Consider the following 19765-nt stretch of genomic DNA (forward strand, 5'->3'; position numbering starts at 1 on the left):
ACGGCGGCTTTGCCGCCGCACCGCGCCACCTTCGATCGGGAGCGCCACGCTGCCGCGGGCTCTGGCAGCGCCAAAAAATGCCACCGCTTAAGTCTTATTAATGAGTGGAGGGCGATTACGCGCTATTCGGAAAGACGTGCGCCACTACCGCCTCGACCTCGATGCGAGCGATCTCCAGGCGCAGCGCCCACTCGCGCGGGTTGGCGTCGATGTACGCTTTCCAGGCGTCGATGCCGCCGGCAGCGGCGACTTCTTCGGGAAAACGATCAGCCGTCTCGTACTCGAGTCCTTCGGTCTCGACGGCGCCGATGGCATACAGACCGGTGCGTTGGAGGAAGAGGGGCCACGATACATCGGTGCCGATGGTTTCATCGAGGCAGCCATCGAGGAGTGCAGCGGCAGCCCGCCGGGAGACGCCGCGTGCGGCTGCGGTCACGTCCCATCCCTGCCCGCTGACCTGCGCGAAGACTCGGTTGACAATCGCCTCGGTATCGCACTGGGCGCGTGGATGGCTGTCGAAGGCGCGCTGTGTGCGCCCCAGGATCAAGAAATCGTAGGCGGGAATCAGTCCGGCGACGGACATGAGTTCAGCGGGGTGGTATTCCGCCCAGTGGAGCGCGCGATCAAGATCGCAGAAGAGCACGTGATGCGCACCCGCCTCGATTCCCAGACGCAACGCTTCGCGGCGCGCTTTCCCAAGGCGGAGATGACCGCACGACGGTGCGCGATGAATGGTTGCGCCCACCTGTACCAGCGGCGCCAGTGCATTGTCAGGAGTGACATCAGTGGCACGGACGACAATGCCAGCAAAGATGTGTTGCAATACAGACGCAACCCGTTCCGACTGATCGCGCAACCGACCTTCCGGGTCGTGATGGGTGCAGGCAAGCGTGATGGGTATGGTCATATCACCCTGAGCAACGATGTTGAATCGCCTGACGCAGCACCTGCATGGTTTCTGCTATCGGAAGCGAGTTGAACACCCCTGAGCCGGCGACGATATTGGTGGCGCCGGCGCCGATGACATCGGCGACATTGGCGGCGCTGACGCCGCCATCGACTTGCAGGTCGATATGGTGCAACCCGCGTTCATCAAGCAGGCGTCGTAATCGAACAATCCTGGCCGTACTGCCTGGAATGTAGGTCTGCCCGCTGAAACCCGGATTGACGCTCATGATCAGTACCAGGTCGAGGTCGGGCAAAATCTCTTCAATGGCGGTCAGCGGGGTGGCCGGGTTGAGCGCAACGCCTGCCGTAACCCCCAGATCGTGGATCTGTTGAATGGTGCGGTGGAGGTGACGACAGGCTTCGACGTGGACGGTGATATGGGTTGCGCCGGCGGCAACGAATGCTTCGAGGTAGCGTTCAGGTTCGACGATCATGAGATGACAGTCGAGCGGTAAATCGACGCTGCGGCGCAGTGCCGCGACGACCGGCATGCCGATGCTAATGTTGGGCACGAATACGCCATCCATCACGTCGATGTGCAGACCGTCGGCGCCGGCTTCGGCAACCTCGCGCACCTGCTCCCCCAGCCGCATAAAGTCGGCGGCGAGAATGGACGGCGTCAGGCGGATCGCACATTGATTGGCGGTGATAACAGGCACAAACGCTCCTCGAAAACCAATGTCTTGCGGATTACACAAAGGCGCAAAGACCAGGTCCCAGGAATCTCCTGACTATGGCGCTTGCTTTCCCTTCTGTGAACGATAGTCTTTATAGGTACGGTCATTATATCATACTGCCCTTCATGACCTGTGCATACTCCTGAACGGTATCTTGACACGATGCGTTGCGTGCAGTACAATCCTTACCGACCGGTAAGAAAACCTTTGAGGTGACATATGGAAGAAGGTAAACGCAACCAGACTCTAATGGTTCTGTTCTTTGGCGTCCTGATGGCAGCGCTCGATATTGCCATTGTGGGACCCGCGCTGCCGGCGCTGCGCGAGCATTTTCAGATCGACGCACGCGCGGCGTCGTGGATGTTCGTGATCTATGTGCTCTTCAATCTCGTTGGAACGCCGTTTATTGCCAAGTTATCGGATCGATTCGGCCGGCGCATGCTGTATACTGCGAGCATCGCGCTCTTCGGTCTGGGATCACTGATCGTCGTGGCGGCGCCGGTCTATGTAGTGGTGCTTGCCGGTCGCGCCATTCAGGGGCTTGGCGCCGGTGGCATTTTCCCGGTCGCCAGTGCAGTGATCGGCGATACTTTTCCGCCAGAGAAGCGGGGGAGTGCGCTTGGTCTGATCGGCGCTGTGTTCGGCATTGCATTCTTGATTGGTCCCATTATCGGCGGATTGCTGCTGCTGCTTGGCTGGCAGTGGCTCTTCCTGATCAATCTGCCGATCGCGGCAGCGCTGATTGGGTTCGGCGTGAAGCTGCTGCCCGCCATACGCGCAGCCACGCCGCGTCCCTTTGACTGGGGCGGGATGGTTGTGCTGGGGGTGTTGCTGGCGGCGCTAGCAGTGGCGCTCAGCGATCTTGCCTATCTGCTGGACGACGCGAGCGTGACCGGTCTGGTCAATGCGTTGCGCACGTCGCCGGCGGCGCCGCTGCTGCTGTTGGCGCTGGCGCTCATACCGGTCTTCTGGTGGATTGAACGTCGCGCTGAGGACCCGGTGCTGGACCTGAACCTGTTCCGCAACCGGCAAATTGTGCTGGTCGGCGCGCTTTCGTTTGGCGCGGGGTTGAGCGAAGCAGTGACGCTGTTCGTGCCGTCGTTGCTGGTGGCGGCGTTTGGCGTCACGCCATCGACGGCAAGTTTTATGCTGGTTCCGATGGTGCTGGCGATGGCGATCGGTTCGCCGCTGTCGGGGCGCGCGCTTGATCGGGTTGGGTCGAAGATTGTGGTGTTGACCGGAACGGCTTTAATAGCCGTTGGTTTGGTGCTGGAAGGCATGCTGGCGAATGCCATGCCGGCATTTTACGGCTTCTCTGCGCTCTTCGGCATTGGCATCGGCGTCTTGCTCGGCGCGTCGCTCCGGTATATCCTGTTGAACGAAGCGCCTGCCGAAGAGCGCGGCGCGACGCAGGGGGTGCTGACAGTATTCATCAGCATTGGGCAGTTAATCGGCGCTGTGCTGCTGGGTGCGGTGGCAGCCGCGCGCGGCGGCGACGTTGGCGGGTATGCGGCGGCGTTCCTGATTGTCGGTATCCTGATGCTCCTGTTGTTCATCGCATCGTTTGGTTTGAAGAGCCGCGCCGAAGAACTTGCGACGCAGCAGCGCCTGCAACGCAGCGCCTCGGCAGCGTAACTGAGAGCCTATCCAGAAAAGATCGCTGGGTGGGCGAAGGCATTGCCTTCACCCACCCACGGTGCGCTTCTCTGGTTCTGCCAAAACTTGCGGCAATGCGCTCCTCCCGATGAAGACGGTGCAGGGCTAAGCCGCCGCACTGCAAAAGAAGACAAGCACCGCTGCTCTGCCAAAGGCAAAAAGGTCCGTCATATGGCTCGTTCGTGAGGCGACTGTGTAAACGAGATATGGGGAGACATCATGAATCCGTACAGCATCACACTCTATGCACACTCTTACGTGCGGTGGGCAGTCGTTATTCTCGGGGCGCTGCTTATTGTGCGCGCTCTCGCAGGTTGGCTGGGCAGGCGTCCGTGGGATGCGTCGGTTGGACAACTTGGATTGTTCTTCACAATTGCCATGGACATTCAGTTACTGCTCGGTCTGCTGCTCTATGGGGTATTCAGTCCCACGATGCAACGGGCATTCGATAATTTCGGCAGCGCGATGGGTGATGCCCGCTTACGCTTCTGGGCTGTCGAGCACATTCTGGTGATGGTGGTCGCGGTCGTACTGGCGCATGTCGGGCATGTCACGGCAAAGCGCATGGCGGAAGAGAAGCGCTACCGGCGCTACGCGATCTTTGCCGTTCTGGCGATGCTGGCGGTGCTCCTGGCGATCCCGTGGCCCTTCAGCGGCGCCGATCCGCGTCCGCTCTTCCGGGTGTGAGCAATCGCCCTAACCGTTCACCAGGCGCAACTCGATGCGCCCGACGCGGATGATGTCGCCTTCTTCGACGACGGTGGCGCCACGGACTTCGATATCGTTGACGAAGGTGCCATTGGTGCTGTTGAGGTCTTCGAGCACCCACTGGTTGCCGCGCAATTCGAGGCGAGCGTGCTGCTGCGACAGGAACGAGTCGTTCAGGGCGATCTCGCAGTGCTCCATGCTGCGCCCGATGATCGTGCTCGGGCTGAGCGGGAACATTTTGCCGACAGCCACTCCGCTCTGGCCGCTGCGCAGCACGACCAGATGACCATACGGGCTATGCGCTGCTGGAACCTGACCGGTCTGCCCGATCACTGCGAGTTCGCGGATCATGACGCGCAGCGCCTGCCAGAGAAAGAAGTAGAGGAGCAGCACGACGGCCACGCGCAGCACGAGCAGCACAGCGTCAATCGAGGCGTTGGCAAAATCGAACATAGGTATGCCAGCAGTTCGCAGCGGTTGACCGGCGCTTAACGCTCCGCGTGGCGAAACGTCAGTTCCAGCCCGCCAAGCGAGATGATGTCGCCGTCCCGCAAGGCGCGTTCCGTTACCGGCTCGCCGTTGACGAAGGTGCCGTTCGTAGAGCCAAGGTCGGTCAGCCAGAAACGGCGCGATTTATAGCGCAATTGGGCGTGGTTGCGTGATACACGCGCATCTTCCAGAATAATATCGTTGTTCAGCCCGCGTCCAATCGTCATGGATGTGCTATCGAGCGGAATGACATGCGTGCCGGTGGGCGTCGCCAGCAGCAGGCGAGCGCGCGCCGCCGGCGCCGCCGCGACCTGCGCCGGAATGACCTGGGTGTCGCCGCTCTGATCTGGCATGGCCGGCGCTGCCTGTGTTTCCGCCACCACCTGGATCGTCCGTCGCGGCACGCCAGCATCGGCGACCAGTTCGACGCGCGGGTGTTCGACCATGCTGAACCCGCGTTCCTGCGCCAGTTCCGCCAGATAGGTCGCCATCTCGCGCTCGACCTCGATGCGGATCGGCTTGAATGCCTCGAAGTCCTGCGGGTGCAGGAAGGCGCGATAGTAGTTTGGTACCAGAATGCGCCGGATGCTCACTGTCTGATTGGCTTCCATTGCTCGTTCGAGGCGTTTGGCGATCTCGGCAGGCTGCACCGGGCTACGGAACAGCCGCGCGACTGATCCCTCGACGATATTCTCCATGAACGCTTCAAAGCGACTGAGGGCTGACATAGAGAGCCACATTGCACAAGAACGCCGATACCACGCGCATATTGTACAGGAGTTGCGCGTTCGCGGCAACCGCCCCGGAGTGCTACGATCCGGTTCTCAATTCTCAGTTCTCAGTTCTCAGTTCTCAATTCTCAGTTCTCAGTTCTCAATTCTCAGTTCTCAGTTCTCGACGCCCCTCAAATGCCGCCTGAAGAAAGACGCAACCCGATCAACATACTGTTGTGGATCAGTCTCGTAGGATCGGGCATGTCCGGCGCCGGGCACTTCCCAGTATTCGGCGTCGGGTGCTACGGCAGCCAGGGCGCGACCATGCTCCACCGGAGTAAATGCGTCGGCGCTGCCGTGGATGATCAGCACCGGTCGCGGCGCAATATCGTCAATCTCGGTGACCGGCTGCGCGGTCGTCAGGTCCATCCCCAGAACGAATCGTCCCATGAAAAGGGTCGAGGGAAGGAAAATATCCGGCAAGCCACTGGCAGTGCTCCAGTGGCGCTGCATAAGCGGTGCGATCTCGGCGTAGCTGCAATCCGCCACAAGCGCACCGATCGCCGGGTCTTCGGCCGCAGCGCCGATCGCAGAGGCGGCCCCCATTGATACGCCAAGTACGCCGATGCTTCCGGCGCGGAACCCCTGCGCCATCAACCAATCGACGGCGCCAAGAATGTCGCGCCGTTCAGCCAGCCCAAAACTGAAGCGCGCGTCGCCGCTTGCGCCGTGCCCGCGCAGGTCGATCATCAGGACGACAAACCCGCGTTCGTGGAGGCGAGCAGCAAATTCACTGAAGCGCCCCTGAAACTCTGTCGAGCGGCTGCTGTCTTTGCCGTGGACGAGGATTACGGCGCGCGAGGCGTCTGGCTGCGGCAGGTACCATGCAGCAATGTCCACATCTCCGCCGCGCGCCGGGAAACGCACCTCCTCGAAGCGTGCGCCAAAGGTTGCGGGCGTGTTGACCGTTGCATCGCGCTGTGGCATGGTCAGAATGCTGGCGGCATAGGTCGAGATGCCGAGGTAGAGCGTGAGTACGAGCGCAACCAGGATCGCAGTTGCAGAGACTGCTATTCGCCGCAGGCGTCCGGCGCGGCGGGCGACAGGTGCAGGCGCCATCGTTTCCATATGAGGTTGCCTCCTTCATCATCGAACAAACTGCGGCAGCCATGCCGCTTGCGCTGCCAGCATCTCATCGACCATAGCGCGAATCTGGGGCAACGTGCAGACGGCGCCGGTCAACGGATCGAGCGAGACTGCATGGTACACTGCTTCGATGCTTCCGCTCAGCGCCGCTTCGACGGTCAACTCCTGAACGTTGATATTGGTGCGATTCAGCGCCGCCAGTTGGGGAGGATAATCAGCGATCCGGGTGGGCTGAATGCCATTGCCATCAACCATACACGGCACTTCGACGCAGCAACCGTGGGGAAGGTTGGGAATCAAACCGTCGTTGGGCACATTGCCATTGATTCGGATAGGATGGTTCGTCTCGATTGCTTCGAGAATCAACGCGCCGTACTCCTGGCTCCGTTGAGTGGGCAGCGGCGTTTGACCGGTGATGAACGACCCGATGTCTTCTTCTGCCCGATCCAGGCGTTCGCGGCAGTGCCGCAGGTACCCGCCCGTGCGCCCGAAGTCGAACCAGCGGTCGTGCGGATTGGTGAAGCGCGGGACGAGTTCTTCGTTGACCATCTGCGCGTGTTTGCGGAAGAACGGCGTATATTCGCTTGCGTGGCCGCTCGACTCGGTCACGAAGTAGCCGAAATGCCGCATCAGATCGATGCGTACCGGTTCTGCGCCATAAATGTCGGGGCGTTCAGCGGCGGCAAAAATGCGTGGGTAGAGGTCTTCGTCACCGTGGCGAAATTCGAGAAAGAATGCCTGATGGTTGATCCCCGCACAGCGGAAGACCACCTCTTCATACGGCACGCCGATCCAGTCTGCCAGCATTGCACTCGTGCCCTGAACACTGTGGCACAACCCGACGCAGGGGCGACCTGTGCCCTGTTCGATAGCCCAACAATTGATCGCCATCGGGTTGACATAGTTCAGAATTAGCGCATCCGGAGCGACATCATCGAGGTCGTTGCACAATTCGAGCAGTACTGGAATAGTGCGCAGACCGCAGAAGACGCCCCCCGGACCGAGCGTATCGCCGACACACTGCTCGATGCCGTACTTCTGCGGGATTTCGATATCGAGCGCATACGCCTCCAATCCTCCCTGCTGGAACGTTGTGATGACGTAATCGACATTCCGCAACGCATCGCGCCGATCGGTCGTGGCGAGTAGCGTCGCCTTGAGACCGCGCCGGTCGATCATGGTCTGAACCAGGTCGCGCGCCTGACGCAGACGTCGTTCGTCGATGTCCATCAGGCGAATGTCGCTCTCCTGCAACGCTGGCGTCAGCAGCACGTCGTTCATCAGATTGCGGGTGAAGACGATGCTTCCCGCTCCAATGACCGCAATCGAAGGCACTGGTGGAGTCCTTTCTGGGATAGATATCAGACAACGCATATGATACCGGAAGATGTCAATCACGCAAAAAAGGACTGCGGAAGCCTTGCCTCCGCAGTCCAGGATGAGCGGAACCACATCCTGATCGTATGGGGTGTGAGAAGCCTCAAGGTCCTACCCGAAGGAACTCAGCGCTCTGATGTAATTCGCCCGCTCGAAGGCTAATGGGTTCTCGACGGCTTGCTGGCTCATGCTTCCCTGCATCTGCTCAACCGACTCATATTCGTGCTCTTCCATCCACGCGCGCATATCGTTCAGAATGGCGGGAATACGATCAATGCCGTGCGCCAGCAACTCGGATGTCATCATCGCCACGCGAGCGCCGGCCATCACGGCTTTCAACACGTCTTCCGCCGTATGGACGCCGCTGGTCAACGCCAGATCCGCCTTGACGCGCCTATAGAGGATGGCGATCCAGCGCAGCGGCAGGCGTAGTTCGTCAGAGGTGCTCAACTTCAGATTTGGCACGACTTCCAACGCCTCCAGGTCGAAGTCCGGCTGATAGAAGCGGTTGAAGAGCACGAGTCCTCGTGCGCCTGCTTCACTGAACTGCTTCGCAATATTCGCAATGCTGCTGAAGAACGGACTCATCTTGACCGCTACCGGTATCGTCACCCGGCTGCACACGTCGCGGACGAGGCGCAGGTACTGCTCTTCGATGGCGGCGCCGGTGATATCCGGGTCGGTCGTCAGGAAATACAGGTTCAGTTCCAGGGCATCGGCGCCCGCCTGTTCCACCTTGTTCGCATATTCCACCCAATCGCCGTCCGATGGCCCGTTGAGGCTGGCGATGATCGGAATGCTGACCCGCTGCTTCAGCGTGTGGATGTGCTCGAGGTACGGCTCGACCCCCAGGTTGTACTGTTCCAGATCGGGGAAATACGTCAGCGATTCGGCGAAACTGTAGGCGCCCCGGTCGAGGTAGTAGTCGAGTTCGCGCGCCTCGTGCGTGATCTGCTCTTCAAACAGCGAGAAAAGAACAATGGCTGCGGCGCCGGCTTCTTCCAGGCGACGAACATTGTCGATGCGCTTTGAGAGCGGCGATGACGAAGCGACAATCGGGTTCTTCAATGACAAACCAAGATAGGTTGTCTGAAAATCAATCATGGTCAACACCTCGATCTAAGCCATGCGCGGATCGGCCTCTTCAGTATGCCGCATCGCAGGGTTATCTTCAAGTCGCAATCGCTTCCCTCTTCGTTGCTGAACCACAACATGCCCCTTTTTCCGGCGATTATGTTATTGTTTTGTAAGCCGATGCCCTGTACCCGGCGTCTGCAATTTCCTACAATCAGTGATAGAGAGGAGGGTCGGCGCTTTGCCGGATCGAGAGAGAACGGGACGACCCTATGGCGCTGTATACCATCGACGACCAAACGATCTATCTCGAAGAAACCGGTCCTGAGAACGCTCCGTATGCATTTCTCATCCACGGCTGGGCGAGTTCGTCGTATACGTGGAAACCCATCCTGCCCGCGCTGAGCCGTCGGTATCGCTGTGTTGCCATCGACTTGCCCGGCTTCGGACGTTCGCCGGCGCCATTGCACCCGCCGACGATCAGGGGGTATGCCGATCTCGTCGCGCACCTGATCGAGTATTTCAGCCCAAACCAACCGGTGTTGCTCCTGGGTCATTCGATGGGCGGGCAGATCAGCGCAACGCTGGCGCTGTGTTACCCGCTGTTCGTCGAGCGCATGGTGCTGCTCAATCCGGCGTTGAGCGGACGACTCTCGACACGGGTGAACATGCTGATCGGTCCGCATGTCCTGGCAGAGCGGTTCCCGCCGCTCGAATGGCTGTTGCACCTGCTCGCCAAAACGCCGCTTGATTACACCGATTTCCTGCTCAAGCCGTCGAACTTTGCCGAGCGCGCGCAGGTGTCGGAAGAGGACTATCAGCGCATCCGCGCCGATGCGCGCCGTCCCGGACAGGGGCGTATGCGCGGCGTCTGTTTTCAGGCGATGCGTCAGGGCGATCTGCGCGGGAGGCTTTCGGCGGTCGAACCGCCGACGCTCGTCATCTGGGGCGCGGAGGACAACATTGTTCCACTGCGCGATGCCGGAGTAGTCGCTGCCGAGTGGCCCGCCGCCGACCTGCGGATCATTCCGAATGCCGGTCACTGGCCCCAATTCGAGCAGCCGGATGCGACGTTGCGTCACATTGCCCTTTTTCTCGGTCTGCCGCCGGCGGGGGTTGCGTTGCCTGCCGATTCGCGCGATATTGGTGAACTGCGTGCCATCGCACAGTTTCTCAACAATTCCGAGATCGGCGGGCATCTGAACGAGGCGCAACGCCTGCGCCTGGCGACGCTGTTGCAGCGGCGTGTGCTGGCGCCGCGCGAACGTCTGGCTGCCGCTGGTGCGCGCAGTGATGAGATGTACATTGTTCAGGACGGGTTGCTCGAAGTCTGGCTCGATCCTGTCCCGATCGGCGGGGTGCGGCAGCCGCCGGTGCGGATCGCCTTCATGCAGAATGGGCAGGTCGCCGGGGAACTGGGATTGCTCGAAGATGTGGAGCGCAGCGCCGATCTGCGCGCTGGTGATCAACCGACGACGGTGCTGGCGCTGACGCGCGAGGCGTTGAACACGCTCGCCGAAGATGACCCGGCGCTGGGGATGCGCCTGATGCAGAACCTTGCGGTATCATTAGGGCGTCGCCTGCGCCACCAGAACTGGCTGGCGCAGCGTCTCGAACAGCGCACGTTGCAGGGAGGCAGCGTGACGCGGCTGTTGGAATGATTGCGGGGCAAGAGGGGAGAGGGGAGAGGGGAGAGGGGAGAGGCGAGAGGCGAGAGGCGAGAGGCGAGAGGCGAGAGGGGAGAGGGGAGAGGGGAGAGGCGAGAGGCGAGAGGCGAGAGGCGAGAGGGGAGAGGCGAGAGGGGAGAGGGGAGAGGCGAGAGGCGAGAGGCGAGAGGGGTGCGCGGTAGAGACGTTGCACCGCCACGTCTCCGTTGCACCGCCACGTCTCTACAGGTTGAGGGTATGAAGGTGTGAAGGTGTGAAGGTTGAAGGTGTGAAGGTTGAAGGTTGGCACGATGACAAATATCATGTGACAGAATGACGTTTGTCGCTTGAACAAGGAGAGTATCGATGGAAACAATGACTCCGCGACTGTCTGCCTTGTTGTTGAGTATCACTGTCATGCTGCTTATTCTTATCCTTGGGCAATTCGTGCGGCAAGCCGCTTTTGTGGTATGGTTGCTGGCAGTGGTGGTTGTTGCAGTGGCGCTCATGATATCGTTTCGGCAGCAATCGCTTCCCAACGTGCTGTTTGCGACAGGAGTCTTTGTGGCGGCGTTGCTGGCGGGGTATTCCTGGCGAGTGGACCTGCCATTCCATAGGGAACGGAGACATCGGGCTAGCAGCGCGTGACTTCAATGCGTGCATCGCATTGGCTCCTTCCACCCGTGTGCGATAGAAATGATGACTATGCTTTACCATCAGAAAGCCGCTCAAGCGGAGGCGTTGCTTGCCGAAACCGGTCTCGATGCCTGGCTTATCTTTGTTCGCGAGAGCGTGATTCGCCCTGATCCCGGCATCGAACTCGTGGTTGGCGTTGATGTGACGTGGGACTCGGCGTTTATCTTTGGGTGCGATGGGCAGCGCGTTGCGATCGTCGGGCGCTACGACGTTGCTGGTGTGCGTGCGTCGGGTCTGTTTCAGACGATCATCGGCTATGACGAAAGCATCCGTGATCATCTGGTCGATGCCCTGCGCCGCCTCGATCCGCTGACGATCGGGTTGAACTATAGTCTCGACGATCCGACGGCTGATGGTCTGACCCACGGCATGTTCCTGCATCTCTGCGACCTCCTGGCAGATACGCCATTTCCGGCGCGTTTCGTGAGCGCCGCGCCGTTGCTGGCGAAGTTGCGTTCACGCAAGACGCCTGCCGAGGTCGAGCGTATTCGCGCTGCTGTCGCCGTCACTGAAGAGATCGTCAATCTGGTCGGGCAACAGATCCGTCCTGGCGTTAGCGAGGCGCAGATCGCCGCCTTCGTTCACGAGGAGTTCCGCCGCCGCGGCCTGGCGAGCGCCTGGGCATGGGACGCCTGCCCGATCGTGAACAGCGGTCCTAAATCGGAAGCCGGTCACGGCGCTCCACGCGACGACATTGTGGTTCAGCCGGGGCATCTGGTGCATATCGATCTTGGTGTGCAGCTTGAAGGGTATTGTTCGGACATTCAGCGCATGTGGCATGTGCGACGTCCTGGCGAAGCAGCGCCACCGCCTGACGTTCAGCGCGCTTTCGACACCGTGGTGCGGGCGATCGAGGCAGGCGCGGCGGCGCTGCGCCCTGGCGTGCGCGGCTACGAAGTGGACGCAGCGGCGCGCCGGGTCATTGTCGATGCCGGGTATGAAGAGTACCGGCATGCACTGGGGCACGGGCTGGGGCGCGCCTGTCACGACGGCGGTCCGTTGCTCGGTCCGCGCTGGCCACGCTATGGTTGCACGCCGGAGATGCAGGTCGAGGCAGGGAATGTCTACACCCTCGAACTCGGCGTCGTCACTTCTGCCGGATATATCGGCATCGAAGAAGATGTGCTCGTGACCGACGAGGGTGTGGAGTTTCTCTCGACGTTTCAGCGTCGGTTGTGGGAGGTGTGAGCAGCCAGGAGCGGACGCATGCCTCCCTGACTGAGGATCAGGGCGCCGATGCCGGGCATCGCCAGCAGGTAGAGCGTCAGAAACGCTGCGGATGCGGAGAAGAGCATTGCGAGGGCGGCTGGCAAGGCCAACGCTGCGGCGGCTGCGATCAGGTTGCGGTCGAAATCGTGAGTCGGATAATGACCGGAAAGGCGCAGCCCCAAAGCGCGTGCGCCGACTGCAATGCCGAGTGCGATGGGGATGTGCACCAGCAATACCACCAAAGCAGCGACCGGCAGCCCAATAACGGTGGCGGTGAGCAGAAACAGCAACAATGCAGCGACCACACCCAACGCAGCGGTTGCCAGAAAACCGATTCCCAGCGCTTGCAATGGCGCCGTCAACAACGTCATTCCGGCAGCAGCGCTACGGCGCGGCCAGAACCCGATGGTCAGCACGACTGCCGCCATCTGCACGAGCCAGGACAACGCGACAACCAGCCCGCGGATCACCGAAACGTCAAAACGCTGACCGGTTGCTGCAAGGAGTGCGGCGCGCACGTTCACCTGACCGGCGGCACTGGCAATCGTTCCCATTGGACTCTCAGTACCACGCATCACATTGAACGCACCGATTGTTGTCGGAGCAAGCAGCAGCACTACTGCCAGGAGGGTGATTGCCCGGCGGAGGATCTGGCGAGCCGCGGCGCGTCGAGCGACGACACGGGGCGGCGCCTTGGGCAGGCGACGCATCGTAGACGCCACCAGGTCAACAGTTGGTTCGTGATGCTCGAGCGCGCCGCTGCGTGCCAGCACATCACGGAATGTATCGTCGTGATCAATCGAAGCCATACAGTCCTCGCCAGGTTCTACGATGGCAGTTCTTCCTGAACCACGCTCTCGGCGCGGAGCGCATCGGCAAGCATACGGCGCGCGCGGTGCAATCGTGTCTTGATCGTGCTCTCCGGCAAGCCGGTCACGTCACAGATCTCTTCATACGACAGGTCGTTCCAGTAGCGCAACACAGCGATTTCGCGGTAGGCGGGCGGCAGGCGCAGGAGCGCTTTTTGGACGGCATCGCGTTCCTCACGCTCGATGGCGCTGTGTTCTGGTCCTTTCCCTGGATTGGGAATGGTCAGTACTGTGTCGTCCAACGTCAACCACGCGAAGCGTCGCCGCCGCAGCCGATCAATACAATAGTTTGAACCGATCGACAACAACCATGTCGAGAACCTTCGCTCCTGATCGAAGCGCGCCAGATTCGTATAGACTCTCAGAAATATCTCCTGACTGGCGTCTTCCGCCTCGTGCGCATTCCCCAGCATACGGTACGCCAGATTGAACACTGCGCCTGCATAGCGTTCCATCAGTTGCGCGAAGGCGGCGTGATCCCCGTCGATAGAGCGTTTGATCAGTGTATCTTCGTCAGCATGCTCCGCCATGCGCTTTTACCATCCCGCAAGAAGTACGCACATGCACCGTGCAAGGTTTCGTCTCACATATCATGCCTGCACCCAACTCGAAATCCGGGCGGTCCCGCTGTGTCGCCCGGCGCTGAAGCGCCCTCGCCCCAGCGGGTTGGATGCCAGGCGCCAGCCCCGCTTCGGGAGGGGCGCGATAGCGCCGGTCACATCATGCCTGCACCTCGTGAGTGGTGTCTGCGTTTGCATTACGAACCTCTATCGTATACCATGAGCAGCATCGCTCGTCGGTCATTGCACACTGCGTGCTGACGGATAATACGAGAAATGCCGCAGACGAGGCGGCGCTGCAAGGGAGGATAGAGCGTGGCAGCGACATATAATCGAGAGCAAATTCGCATCGCTTTGGCGCTTACAGACCCGGCAATCAGTTCATTTCTCGATCTGCAGACCGGGAATGTTGTATCCATCACCGAAGGCGATCAAAGCCAGGCGAACCAGGAACTCAGCGCGCTTATCATGGAAAGCTACGGCGACCGATTTCGCTATATTCCAGGCGGGAATCCTGCCGCCGATGATGCGGCTGTGAACGCCTGGCTCGAAAATGAAGGGCTGGCGTGAAACGGTTGCAGCGGAGAGGGGCTGCGCCCTTTCTCCGCTGTGCTCTCTGAACGTTATGCGTCGTTCAGTGCTGCGACGCCAGGAAGTACGCGCCCTTCCAGCAGTTCGAGCGAGGCGCCGCCGCCGGTCGAGATATGGCGGATCTTGTCGGCAAGCCCCATCTGCTCCACTGCCGCAACCGAGTCGCCGCCGCCAATGATCGTCATTCCCGGACAATTCGCCATTGCCTGGGCAATGGCGCGGGTTCCTTCGGCGAATGGCGCTAGTTCGAACACCCCCATCGGTCCATTCCAGATGACGGTTTGCGCGCCTGTGATCACCTCAGTGTAGGCGCGGATCGTTTCAGGACCAATATCGAGCGCGCGCCAGCCGGGCGGGATTTCGCCAACCGGCACAATCTTGCGGTTGGCATCGGCGCTGAAGGCATCAGCGATCACAACGTCGGTCGGCAGCATCAGGCGCACTCCGCGGCTTGCCGCTTTCTCCAGCAGATCTCTGGCGGTTGGAACCGAATCCGGCTCGACCAGCGAGTCACCCATCTCATACCCCTGGGCAAGCAGGAAGGTATTGGCCATGCCGCCGCCGATCAGCAGCGCATCGACTTTGCCGAGCAGGTTCTCGATCACGCCGATCTTGTCGCTGATCTTGGCGCCGCCGATGATCGTGACGAAGGGCCGGGCCGGGTTTTCCAGCGCGCCCTGGAGTGCGGCCAGTTCGGCTTCCATCAGAAAACCAGCGACAGCAGGGAGGAATCGCGCCACGCCTTCGGTCGAGGCATGCGCACGGTGCGCTGACCCAAACGCATCATTGACGTAGACATCGCCGAGTTTCGCCAGTTCGCGCGCCATGCTCTCGTCGTTGGCTTCTTCACGTGCATCGAAGCGGGTGTTTTCGAGCACCAGCACTTCGCCCGGCTTGAGGTCCTGCGCCGCTGCCTCAGCCGCCGGACCGGTGGTGACCTGGGCGCCTTTGACCGCCTTCGCTTCAGGGAGCAGCTCTGCCAGACGCGCTACGACCGGCGCCAGACGCATGCTTTCAACGACCTTGTTCTTTGGTCGCCCCAGGTGCGACATCAGAATGACTGCCGCGCCATGTTCCAGCAGATAGCGGATTGTTGGAAGAGCTGCGCGAATGCGGGTATCATCGGTGATCTGTCCATTCTCCAGCGGCACGTTGAAATCAACTCGAACAAGGGCGCGTTTGCCGCTCCAGTCGATGTCGCGGATCGTCTTTTTCGCCATGGCTGTTCTCCTTCTCGTCCACCAGACGCTTCAAGGTGCAGCGCTATTGTAGCATAGTGCGTCGCAAGGTTTGCGCGGCTCCTCTTGCCAGAGAAGACTTACGCGGTGGCGCGTTTTCTGGCTTCGCCAGAACCTGCGGGAGCGTGGCGCTCCCGATTAAGGCGGTGTGGGGCGGCGGCAAAGCCGCTGCCCCACACCGGGTGCAGGCATGAGTTGTCAGGACACGACGCGCCGGCTGCCAGCGATTGAAATCGCCCCTGATGGACCTGTGGCCGACCGTCCGCCTGCGCGGACGGGACCGGCGGTGTCCACGCAGGTGGACGCCCGGCGGAACGCCCGCCCGGCGCGACTTCAGTCGCCAGCCGAGGCGCAGCGCAGCAGAGACGCGCTTGCTTGCCGTCTGACAATTCATGCCTGGACCCCCACACCACAAAAGAAGAACGGAGTTGCCGCTTTCTGCAGCGACAGGTATAATCTTCTCAGGAGAATTGTGCACCAATGCGGGAGAGATGTATGCGGCTTCAAGGGCGAGTAGCCATTGTGATCGGGGCGTCGAGCGGCGTGGGCTATGAAACATCCCGGCGATTGGCGCGTGAGGGGGCGACGGTCGTTGCTGCAGCGCGGCGTCGGGAGCGGCTTGAAACGCTCGTGTCGGAAATTGCCGGAGAAGGGGGCAGAGCGGTCGCCATTCCGACCGATGTGACCGACTCAGAACACGTTGATCGGTTGGTCGAGAGTACATTGAACCTGTTTGGACGGATCGATGTTCTGGTGAACTCGGCGGGGGTCACGCACAAGATTGCGCCGCTCGAGCAGTTCAGCAACGATGATTTTCGCCTGGTCATCGAAACCAACCTGCATGGCGCCTTCTATGCAGCGCGCGCGGTTATTCCCCATATGAAGCGGCAACGTTCCGGCACAATCATCAACATTGCGTCGCGTGTGGGCAAAATCGGTATCGCTAATATTGCGCCGTTCTGTGCCGCCAAGTTTGCGCTCGACGGTCTCAGCCAGGCGCTTGGCGCAGAATTGCGCCCGTACAATGTGTTTGTGACGACCATTTTCCCCGGTCTGATCAACACTGAACTCGAGCCGCTCAACCCGCCTGAAGAACTCCGCCGCCGACTGATGACGGCGACGGACGTGGCGGAGGTTATTCTGTGGACCTGCACGCTTCCGCCGACGGTGCGCGTCGATGAACTGCCGGTTATGCCGCGGCAGGTGGATATGTAGCCGCTTACGCACGGTAGGCGTTGCGAATGGCGGTTGAGGAGAGATCGACACGGAACAGGCGCTCTGGCAGTTCACGGAAGAGCGGACGCAGCAGAGAGGGGAGATCGATGTCCGCCAGGGTGCGGAAGACGCCGTTTTTCACGCGCCCGGCAACCAGGAATGAGCATCCCTGTGCGGCGATTAAGGCGAAGGCGGCGTCGCGTCCGGCTTCACCATCGTAGTAGCGTGGGTCGATAATCCGAATGGCGGTATCGTAGCCGATTACAAAGGTGCAACCTGGAAACAGGCGCGCTTTTTGCACGAAGAGCGGCGCGCGGCTCAGCACTACAGGGTAGCGCCGACGAAACTGATCGAGACGACGTTCCAGTTCAGCATATCCCAGAGGCGGCTTATCGGCGTTCAGGACAGGAAGCTCAAATGCAACCGGCGCGCCAAGCAGGGTTGCCGCCGCCTGCGCCAGTTGTTCGTGTCCGGCGTGGAGCGGGTTGAATGAGCCGGATAACAGTGCAACTGGTGGCGCGCTTTCGAGATGAACGCGCCCGTCCATGCTGACAAAAACGCGCTCAATATCTCCCCGTAAGAGGAGCGTCAGCGGATCGGGGTGTGTCTCCTCATGCGCGTTCAGCGTTTCGGAGGGTTCCAGCGCAAGATCGGGCGCTGTGACGCTACAAGCGTCGGCGATTGCGCATATAATCAGCAGGCTGATGAGGCGTTCCTCGCCGGCGCGGTCGCGTGCGCCTTTGGTGAGCGTAAGGTCGAAGGAGCGCAGTGTCGCGCCATCGTATACAGCAATCGAACAACCGTGCGATCCACGTTTGGCGCGTTCGGTGGCGATCGTAGCGGTACAGGCGACGCCGAGGCAAGGTGTGCTGCCATCGGTCAGGCGCATGGCGCGTCGGTAGGCAAACTCGGCCATCATGCGCGCTGTATCGGCAGATACGAACTTTTCCGGCATTCTGCCGATCAGGTCGGCGAGTGATGCGCCTGCATACCGGTCGGTCGCTTCGAGCACGGTGCGCGATGATCCGGGAACGGAGTGCAACCAGTAAAGCGCCAGGCTGCCGGCGCCGGCGAACTCGAATACCAGCCGATGCGGTGTATCGTGGATTGCCGCAATCGTTTCTGATGGCATTGTAATCATAATTTCAGTGTACCACGACTCGCAAGGGTTGCGCAGGAGCAGTGTGTCTGGTATGCACCAGTGCGTTTGTAGAGCGATCAACCAGGTGTTGCCCATTGCCCGTGTTGACCGTCTTGCGGCGGACGTTGGCTGAGCCTGTCGAAGCCAACGCCAGCCGCTCCACATAAGAGCCTATCTGAAAAATCGCTGACCGAAGTGTGGCCGGGTAGGCGAAGGCATTGCCTTCGCCTACCCAAGAATCTTTTCTGGACAGGCTCTAAGGCGAGTTTTCCGACACGCTTTGTGTCTTGCGCCCGCGTAGGGCAGGTGGTGTTTCTGGCAATGGAAGGCGGACGCAATGAATGGACGTTCTTCACTGACTCGTTTCGCCTGGCTCTCGATTGCGGCAGCAATTATCACGATTGCGCTGAAAGCGGGCGCCTATCTGGTGACTGGCTCGGTCGGTTTGTTATCGGATGCGCTGGAGTCGCTGGTCAACCTGGTAGCAGCGGTCATTGCACTGGTTGCGTTGACGATTGCGGTACAACCGCCCGATGAGGATCATACCTACGGTCATGAGAAAGCGGAATACTTTTCTAGCGGCGTCGAAGGGGCGCTGATTCTCATTGCCGCCGTGAGTATTGCGTTTGCGGCGGTGCAGCGCATTCTGCACCCGCAACCGATTGAGCAAGCGGGTCTGGGTCTGACGATTGCGATCATCGCGTCGCTGGTGAACCTGGTGGTGGCTCAGATTCTGTTGCGCGCCGGTCGACGCTACGAGTCGATCACGCTCGAAGCCGATGCGCATCACCTGATGACCGACGTCTACACGTCTGCTGGCGTGATCGCGGGTGTGGCGCTGGTCAGTCTGACGGAGTGGTATGTCCTTGACCCGCTGATCGCGCTGATAGTCGCCGGGCATATTGTCTGGTCGGGAGTGCAGTTGTTGCGCCGTTCGGTTGCGGGGTTGATGGATACGGCGCTGCCGACGGCGGAACGCAACGTGCTCGATGCGACGCTGGCGCCATTCCGTGATGAGGGAATCGTGTTTCACGCCCTGCGCACGCGACAGTCGGGGGCGCGGCGTTTTGTGTCATTCCATGTGCTGGTGCCAGGAACGTGGAGCGTCCGCCGTGGGCATACGCTGCTCGAGCGTGTCGAGCGCGATGTGCGCAGGGCGCTGCCGAATACAACGGTGTTTACCCACCTCGAACCGCTCGAGGACCCTGCGTCGTTTCAGGATACGACGCTGGATCGGGCGGAAGAAGGCAGGGAGGAGCCGCACAGGTGAAACGAGCCGCCTGACGTCGCGGTTTGGGGGAAACGAAGGGCGTCTGCGTGAGCGCGACGCATGCGGTCGCGGGGGGTGGCAGGGGGGCGGGCGTTGGCGGCGTGCAGGTCGTGGCGCAGGTGACGGGCACGCCTGCGGGCGGTATCGCGGGGGGTGGCGGTGGTGAGCGGGCTGCGGGATTATGAGCGCGACGTGCAGGAGACGCTGGCGTTGTTGCGCGCGCAAATGCAGGCCACGGCGCCGGGCGAACCCGGGCCGGACCCGGCCGCGGTGGGCCGGCGGCTGATGGCCTTGGCGGAGCGTTACCCTGAACTCAAGGCGCAGGAATCGTTTTTGCGTGTGCAACGGGAGCTGGCGGATACGGAAACGCGGATTGCGTTGGCGCGCGGTTATTACAATGAAATTGCCACGCATCACAATCTGCGGCGGGAATTGATCCCGGACCGTTTCCTGGCGCGGCTGGCCGGGATGCAGCCGCGGCCGTTGATGCTGGCGAATGATTTCCAACGCCCGCCGGTGTTGGTGGACACGACGCCCGGGGC

General features: G+C 60.9%; 20 protein-coding genes. 9 read left to right on the forward strand and 11 right to left on the reverse strand.

Annotated elements, in window-relative coordinates; translation table 11 throughout:
* Window positions 1–115: 115 nt before the first annotated feature.
* Together AC3EA7_RS17250 and rpe are read right to left on the reverse strand one after the other, a co-directional pair.
* Window positions 116–907: a hypothetical protein gene (locus AC3EA7_RS17250; RefSeq protein ID WP_488615312.1), complete on the reverse strand. Its 792-nt coding sequence runs from the start codon at window positions 905–907 to the stop codon at window positions 116–118.
* 1 nt (window position 908) lies between these two features.
* Window positions 909–1607, reverse strand: coding sequence for a ribulose-phosphate 3-epimerase (rpe, locus tag AC3EA7_RS17255; RefSeq protein ID WP_488615313.1), 699 nt, complete (start codon window positions 1605–1607; stop codon window positions 909–911).
* A 237-nt stretch (window positions 1608–1844) separates the two neighbouring features.
* On the opposite strand from rpe, the gene AC3EA7_RS17260 reads away from it, so the two are divergent.
* The gene (locus tag AC3EA7_RS17260; RefSeq protein WP_488615314.1) at window positions 1845–3260 is read left to right on the forward strand and encodes an MFS transporter; all 1416 of its coding nucleotides are present in this window, start codon (window positions 1845–1847) and stop codon (window positions 3258–3260) included.
* Between the two features lie 240 nt (window positions 3261–3500).
* The gene (locus AC3EA7_RS17265; protein ID WP_488615315.1) at window positions 3501–3968 is read left to right on the forward strand and encodes a hypothetical protein; all 468 of its coding nucleotides are present in this window, start codon (window positions 3501–3503) and stop codon (window positions 3966–3968) included.
* A gap of 9 nt (window positions 3969–3977) precedes the next feature.
* On the opposite strand, the gene AC3EA7_RS17270 is transcribed toward AC3EA7_RS17265, so the two are convergent.
* The 5 genes from AC3EA7_RS17270 to AC3EA7_RS17290 form a co-directional block, all read right to left on the reverse strand.
* Window positions 3978–4442: an FHA domain-containing protein gene (locus AC3EA7_RS17270; protein ID WP_488615316.1), complete on the reverse strand. Its 465-nt coding sequence runs from the start codon at window positions 4440–4442 to the stop codon at window positions 3978–3980.
* 35 nt (window positions 4443–4477) lie between these two features.
* Window positions 4478–5206: an FHA domain-containing protein gene (locus AC3EA7_RS17275; RefSeq protein ID WP_488615317.1), complete on the reverse strand. Its 729-nt coding sequence runs from the start codon at window positions 5204–5206 to the stop codon at window positions 4478–4480.
* Between the two features lie 159 nt (window positions 5207–5365).
* Window positions 5366–6319: an alpha/beta hydrolase gene (locus AC3EA7_RS17280; protein ID WP_488615318.1), complete on the reverse strand. Its 954-nt coding sequence runs from the start codon at window positions 6317–6319 to the stop codon at window positions 5366–5368.
* Window positions 6320–6337: 18 nt separating this feature from the next.
* On the reverse strand, window positions 6338–7672 hold the full coding sequence (gene melA, locus AC3EA7_RS17285; protein ID WP_488615319.1) for an alpha-galactosidase: 1335 nt from the start codon (window positions 7670–7672) through the stop codon (window positions 6338–6340).
* Between the two features lie 153 nt (window positions 7673–7825).
* The gene (locus AC3EA7_RS17290; protein ID WP_488615320.1) at window positions 7826–8818 is read right to left on the reverse strand and encodes a dihydroorotate dehydrogenase-like protein; all 993 of its coding nucleotides are present in this window, start codon (window positions 8816–8818) and stop codon (window positions 7826–7828) included.
* Between the two features lie 242 nt (window positions 8819–9060).
* On the opposite strand from AC3EA7_RS17290, the gene AC3EA7_RS17295 reads away from it, so the two are divergent.
* The 3 genes from AC3EA7_RS17295 (at window position 9061) to AC3EA7_RS17305 (ending at window position 12318) form a co-directional block, all read left to right on the forward strand.
* Window positions 9061–10449 (forward strand): alpha/beta fold hydrolase, encoded by a 1389-nt coding sequence (locus AC3EA7_RS17295; protein WP_488615321.1) that lies wholly within the window; start codon window positions 9061–9063, stop codon window positions 10447–10449.
* A 351-nt stretch (window positions 10450–10800) separates the two neighbouring features.
* Window positions 10801–11082 (forward strand): hypothetical protein, encoded by a 282-nt coding sequence (locus AC3EA7_RS17300; RefSeq protein ID WP_488615322.1) that lies wholly within the window; start codon window positions 10801–10803, stop codon window positions 11080–11082.
* A 57-nt stretch (window positions 11083–11139) separates the two neighbouring features.
* Window positions 11140–12318, forward strand: coding sequence for a M24 family metallopeptidase (locus AC3EA7_RS17305; protein ID WP_488615323.1), 1179 nt, complete (start codon window positions 11140–11142; stop codon window positions 12316–12318).
* Here AC3EA7_RS17305 and AC3EA7_RS17310 read toward each other — a convergent pair.
* Window positions 12294–13148 carry a hypothetical protein gene (locus AC3EA7_RS17310; RefSeq protein ID WP_488615324.1) on the reverse strand — a complete coding sequence of 285 codons (855 nt, stop codon included), beginning with the start codon at window positions 13146–13148 and terminating at the stop codon, window positions 12294–12296. The two genes, AC3EA7_RS17305 and AC3EA7_RS17310, sit on opposite strands and share 25 nt — an antisense overlap.
* A 17-nt stretch (window positions 13149–13165) precedes the next feature.
* Window positions 13166–13738, reverse strand: coding sequence for a sigma-70 family RNA polymerase sigma factor (locus tag AC3EA7_RS17315; RefSeq protein WP_488615325.1), 573 nt, complete (start codon window positions 13736–13738; stop codon window positions 13166–13168).
* 345 nt (window positions 13739–14083) lie between these two features.
* Between AC3EA7_RS17315 and AC3EA7_RS17320 the strand changes: the two genes are divergently transcribed.
* Window positions 14084–14338 (forward strand): hypothetical protein, encoded by a 255-nt coding sequence (locus AC3EA7_RS17320; RefSeq protein ID WP_488615326.1) that lies wholly within the window; start codon window positions 14084–14086, stop codon window positions 14336–14338.
* Between the two features lie 53 nt (window positions 14339–14391).
* Here AC3EA7_RS17320 and AC3EA7_RS17325 read toward each other — a convergent pair whose 3' ends face one another.
* Entirely contained in the window at window positions 14392–15579 is a 1188-nt protein-coding gene (locus AC3EA7_RS17325; RefSeq protein WP_488615327.1) for a phosphoglycerate kinase, read from the reverse strand.
* A gap of 513 nt (window positions 15580–16092) precedes the next feature.
* Between AC3EA7_RS17325 and AC3EA7_RS17330 the strand changes: the two genes are divergently transcribed.
* Window positions 16093–16812 carry an SDR family oxidoreductase gene (locus AC3EA7_RS17330; protein ID WP_488615328.1) on the forward strand — a complete coding sequence of 240 codons (720 nt, stop codon included), beginning with the start codon at window positions 16093–16095 and terminating at the stop codon, window positions 16810–16812.
* 4 nt (window positions 16813–16816) lie between these two features.
* On the opposite strand, the gene AC3EA7_RS17335 is transcribed toward AC3EA7_RS17330, so the two are convergent.
* The gene (locus AC3EA7_RS17335) at window positions 16817–17944 is read right to left on the reverse strand and encodes a nucleotidyl transferase family protein (RefSeq protein WP_488615329.1); all 1128 of its coding nucleotides are present in this window, start codon (window positions 17942–17944) and stop codon (window positions 16817–16819) included.
* A 346-nt stretch (window positions 17945–18290) separates the two neighbouring features.
* On the opposite strand from AC3EA7_RS17335, the gene AC3EA7_RS17340 reads away from it, so the two are divergent.
* Window positions 18291–19223: a cation diffusion facilitator family transporter gene (locus AC3EA7_RS17340; RefSeq protein ID WP_488615330.1), complete on the forward strand. Its 933-nt coding sequence runs from the start codon at window positions 18291–18293 to the stop codon at window positions 19221–19223.
* Between the two features lie 162 nt (window positions 19224–19385).
* Window positions 19386–19765, forward strand: a 380-nt coding sequence (locus tag AC3EA7_RS17345; protein WP_488615331.1) for a LemA family protein, incomplete at its 3' end; no start/stop codon positions are given.

The sequence above is a fragment of the Roseiflexus sp. genome, assembly GCF_057785375.1.

Coding starts and splice junctions, on each gene's coding strand:
- AC3EA7_RS17250 (WP_488615312.1), bottom strand. CDS start 907: ATGACCATACCCATCACGCTTGCCTGCACCCATCACGACCCGGAAGGT.
- AC3EA7_RS17280 (WP_488615318.1), bottom strand. CDS start 6,319: ATGGAAACGATGGCGCCTGCACCTGTCGCCCGCCGCGCCGGACGCCTG.
- AC3EA7_RS17315 (WP_488615325.1), bottom strand. CDS start 13,738: ATGGCGGAGCATGCTGACGAAGATACACTGATCAAACGCTCTATCGAC.
- AC3EA7_RS17300 (WP_488615322.1), top strand. CDS start 10,801: ATGGAAACAATGACTCCGCGACTGTCTGCCTTGTTGTTGAGTATCACT.
- AC3EA7_RS17275 (WP_488615317.1), bottom strand. CDS start 5,206: ATGTCAGCCCTCAGTCGCTTTGAAGCGTTCATGGAGAATATCGTCGAG.
- AC3EA7_RS17265 (WP_488615315.1), top strand. CDS start 3,501: ATGAATCCGTACAGCATCACACTCTATGCACACTCTTACGTGCGGTGG.
- AC3EA7_RS17335 (WP_488615329.1), bottom strand. CDS start 17,944: ATGCCATCAGAAACGATTGCGGCAATCCACGATACACCGCATCGGCTG.
- AC3EA7_RS17310 (WP_488615324.1), bottom strand. CDS start 13,148: ATGGCTTCGATTGATCACGACGATACATTCCGTGATGTGCTGGCACGC.
- AC3EA7_RS17290 (WP_488615320.1), bottom strand. CDS start 8,818: ATGATTGATTTTCAGACAACCTATCTTGGTTTGTCATTGAAGAACCCG.
- AC3EA7_RS17295 (WP_488615321.1), top strand. CDS start 9,061: ATGGCGCTGTATACCATCGACGACCAAACGATCTATCTCGAAGAAACC.
- AC3EA7_RS17325 (WP_488615327.1), bottom strand. CDS start 15,579: ATGGCGAAAAAGACGATCCGCGACATCGACTGGAGCGGCAAACGCGCC.
- AC3EA7_RS17330 (WP_488615328.1), top strand. CDS start 16,093: ATGCGGCTTCAAGGGCGAGTAGCCATTGTGATCGGGGCGTCGAGCGGC.
- AC3EA7_RS17270 (WP_488615316.1), bottom strand. CDS start 4,442: ATGTTCGATTTTGCCAACGCCTCGATTGACGCTGTGCTGCTCGTGCTG.
- AC3EA7_RS17340 (WP_488615330.1), top strand. CDS start 18,291: ATGAATGGACGTTCTTCACTGACTCGTTTCGCCTGGCTCTCGATTGCG.
- AC3EA7_RS17260 (WP_488615314.1), top strand. CDS start 1,845: ATGGAAGAAGGTAAACGCAACCAGACTCTAATGGTTCTGTTCTTTGGC.
- AC3EA7_RS17305 (WP_488615323.1), top strand. CDS start 11,140: ATGCTTTACCATCAGAAAGCCGCTCAAGCGGAGGCGTTGCTTGCCGAA.